Here is a 2,818-nt window from a genome sequence, read left to right on the forward strand (position 1 = left end):
CCTGCGCGCCCGCGAGTTTTACGAAAAGCCAACGGCAGAGCGCAAGCGCAAGAAGGCAGCCGCCGTYAAGCGCAACTACAAGCGTATCCGCTCGATGCAATTGCCGAAAAAGCTGTACTAATCTTTAGTACCGCCTCACGGCAACAAAAAGCCCGCACGAGGACGCTCTGCGGGCTTTTGTGTTTTTGGCGCTACGCCACCCTTCATCCTATTTTGCCTTCCAGGAGCCTCCGAATGTCAGCACTCAAAGACCAGATCACCGAAGACATGAAGACCGCCATGCGCGCCAAGGACAGCGAGCGCCTGGGCACCATCCGCCTGCTGCTGGCCGCCCTCAAGCAAAAAGAGGTGGATGAACGCGTGGTGCTGGACGACGCAGCCGTGGTCGCCATCGTCGACAAGCTGATCAAGCAGCGCAAGGACTCGCTCGAAGCTTTCCAGAAGGCCGAGCGCAAGGACCTGGCCGACAAGGAAGCAGCCGAGCTGGTCGTGCTGCAGGCCTACCTGCCAGCGCGCCTGAGCGCCGACGAAGTCGCCGCCGCTGTGAAAGCCATCGTCGCCGAACTGGGCGCCACCGGCCCCGGCGATATGGGCAAGGTCATGGGTGCCGTTAAGGCCAAGCTCGCCGGCAAGGCCGACATGGGCCAGGTGTCTGCCGCAGTGAAGGCAGCGCTAGCCGGCTGAATACAGAGGTGGGCGGCTACATGTACCCGCCTTAAGCCAGTTCAAGCCGCGGAACCGGCTTTGCCGGGCCGCAGGCGCAGCGGCCCCCGAGGGGCTGGAGCCTGCGGCTCCAAAGCTGCTTGAGCAGCTTTGGACAGGCGACAGAGGCGAAGCGTCTCGCGAGCCGCGGCCWGCAAGGCCTCGGGAGCTACACGAAGTGAGCGACCGTGGGGGCTTCAGCTCCCCGCGACCTTCATCCGGTTGACGAGAATCGAGCCCACCGTTTTGGCACCGTAGTTGTAGGCATCCGCGCCCACGGCGTCGATGCCCATGAGCATGTCCTTGAGGTTGCCGGCAATCGTGATTTCTTCGACCGGAAAGGCGATGCGGCCATTCTCGACCCAGAAGCCCGAAGCCCCGCGCGAGTAGTCGCCCGTCACGTAGTTCACGCCCTGCCCCATCAGCTCGGTCACAAAAAGGCCGCGGCCCAGCTTGCGCAGCATGGCGTCCAGGTCGTCGCCCTTGCGGGTGTTGCGGCTGGTCATGATCAGGTTGTGCGAGCCGCCGGCGTTGCCGGTGGTGCGCATGCCCAGCTTGCGGGCTGAGTAGGTGCTCAGAAAATAACCTTCGACGCGGCCAGCCTCCACCACCTGGCGTGCCCTGGTCTTGACGCCCTCTTCGTCAAAGGGTGCGCTGCCTTTGCCTTTGCGCAGGTGCGGGTCTTCGGCGATGTCGATGTGTTTGGGGAAGGCAAGCTTGCCCAGGCTGTCGGCCAGGAAGGTGCTTTTGCGGTAGAGCGCGCCGCCGCTCACGGCCTGCACAAAGCCGCCCAGCAGGCCCGCTGCCAGCGGCGACTCGAACAGCACCGGGCATTGCGTGGTCGGGATCTTGCGGCTCTTGAGCCGTGCCAGTGCACGCTCAGCGGCATAGCGGCCTACCGCTTCGGGAGCCGCCAATTCACCGGCGTCGCGCATGGAGCTGTACCAGGCATCGCGCTGCATCTGGTCGCCCCTGCCCGCAATCGGCGCCACCGAGATGCTGTGGCGCGAACTGGCGTAACCGCCGCGAAAGCCCTTGGTATGCGCACTGAAAAAATGGCTTTGCTGCGCCGATACACCGGCGCCTTCGCTGTTGGTGATCAGGCGGCTGGTGCTCAGGGCCGCGGCTTCGCACTGCAGGGCGAGCTGGGCGGCTTCTTCCGAATTGATGGACCAGGGGTGAAAAAGGTCGAGCGCCGGATGCACGCGCGCAATGTCGCGGTCATCGGGCAGGCCGGAGGTCTCGTCTTCCGCCGTGAACCGCGCAATATCGTAGGCTGCTTTCACAGTCTGCTCGATCGCTGCTTTGGAGAAGTCGCTGGTGGCGGCATTGCCGCGTTTTTTTCCGATGTAGACGGTGATGCCCAACGACTTGTCGCGGTTGCGTTCGACGTTTTCAAGCTCGCCCTTGCGCACGCTGACTGAGAGCCCGCAGCCTTCGGAGGCTTCCGCGGCGGCATCGGTGGCCCCCAGTTTTTTGGCATGGCCAAGGGCGCTGTCGACGAGTTCCTCGAAAAAATCACGGTGGTAGCTGAAACCGGATTCGGGCTGGCCTGACTGGCTCTTGGGGCCCGGGACGGGGCGGGAAGCACTGCGTGTTGCGCCGCTGGCGCGAGAAGAAGCTTTTTGGGTCATATGGGTAGCTATGATACTGACTGCTATGAACAACAAGACTCCCAAGGCCATCAAGGGCTACTGGTCCAACGGCCGCTTCGTCAAACCCGAGGAAATCGCGCTTGAAGAAGTCGGCCCGCCCAGCAAAACCCAGCTCAAGGCCGAGGCCGACGAAAAACAGGCGCTCGGTGAAGCGCTGCTGACCCTGCGCGCCGATTTGATGGYGCGTCTGGACCTGCCCGACAAGCTGCGCGACGCAATTGCCGACGCAAAAAAGAYCACGAACTTCGAGGGCAGACGCCGCCAGATGCAGTTCATCGGCAAGCTGATGCGCCCGCTGGACCCTGACCCCATCCGCGAAGCCATCAACGAGCAGCTCAACGGATCGGCCGACCTGACGCTGGCCCTGCACCTGGCCGAGCAATGGCGCGACAAGCTGATCGCCGATGACGCCGCGCTGGGTGCCTGGCTCGAAGAACACCCCGGCACCGACTCCCAGCAAC

General features: G+C 63.6%; 4 protein-coding genes. 3 read left to right on the forward strand and 1 reads right to left on the reverse strand.

The features are described 5' to 3' along the window. Position 1: 1 nt before the first annotated feature. Both rpsU and AC1D1X_RS19915 read left to right on the forward strand, forming a co-directional pair. A complete protein-coding gene (gene rpsU, locus AC1D1X_RS19910; RefSeq protein ID WP_477698976.1) occupies positions 2-121 on the forward strand; it encodes a 30S ribosomal protein S21 in 120 nt (39 codons plus the stop codon). Between the two features lie 113 nt (positions 122-234). After that, positions 235-684, forward strand: a complete 450-nt coding sequence (locus AC1D1X_RS19915; RefSeq protein WP_477666378.1) for a GatB/YqeY domain-containing protein — start codon at positions 235-237, stop codon at positions 682-684. A gap of 215 nt (positions 685-899) precedes the next feature. On the opposite strand, the gene pmbA is transcribed toward AC1D1X_RS19915, so the two are convergent. Further along, positions 900-2,336 carry a metalloprotease PmbA gene (gene pmbA / locus AC1D1X_RS19920; RefSeq protein WP_477671567.1) on the reverse strand — a complete coding sequence of 479 codons (1,437 nt, stop codon included), beginning with the start codon at positions 2,334-2,336 and terminating at the stop codon, positions 900-902. Between the two features lie 25 nt (positions 2,337-2,361). Here pmbA and yjgA point away from each other — a divergent pair. Then, on the forward strand, positions 2,362-2,818 hold a 457-nt coding region (gene yjgA, locus AC1D1X_RS19925), incomplete at its 3' end, for a ribosome biogenesis factor YjgA (protein ID WP_477698975.1).

It is taken from the genome of Polaromonas sp. P1_G4, from assembly GCF_056405475.1.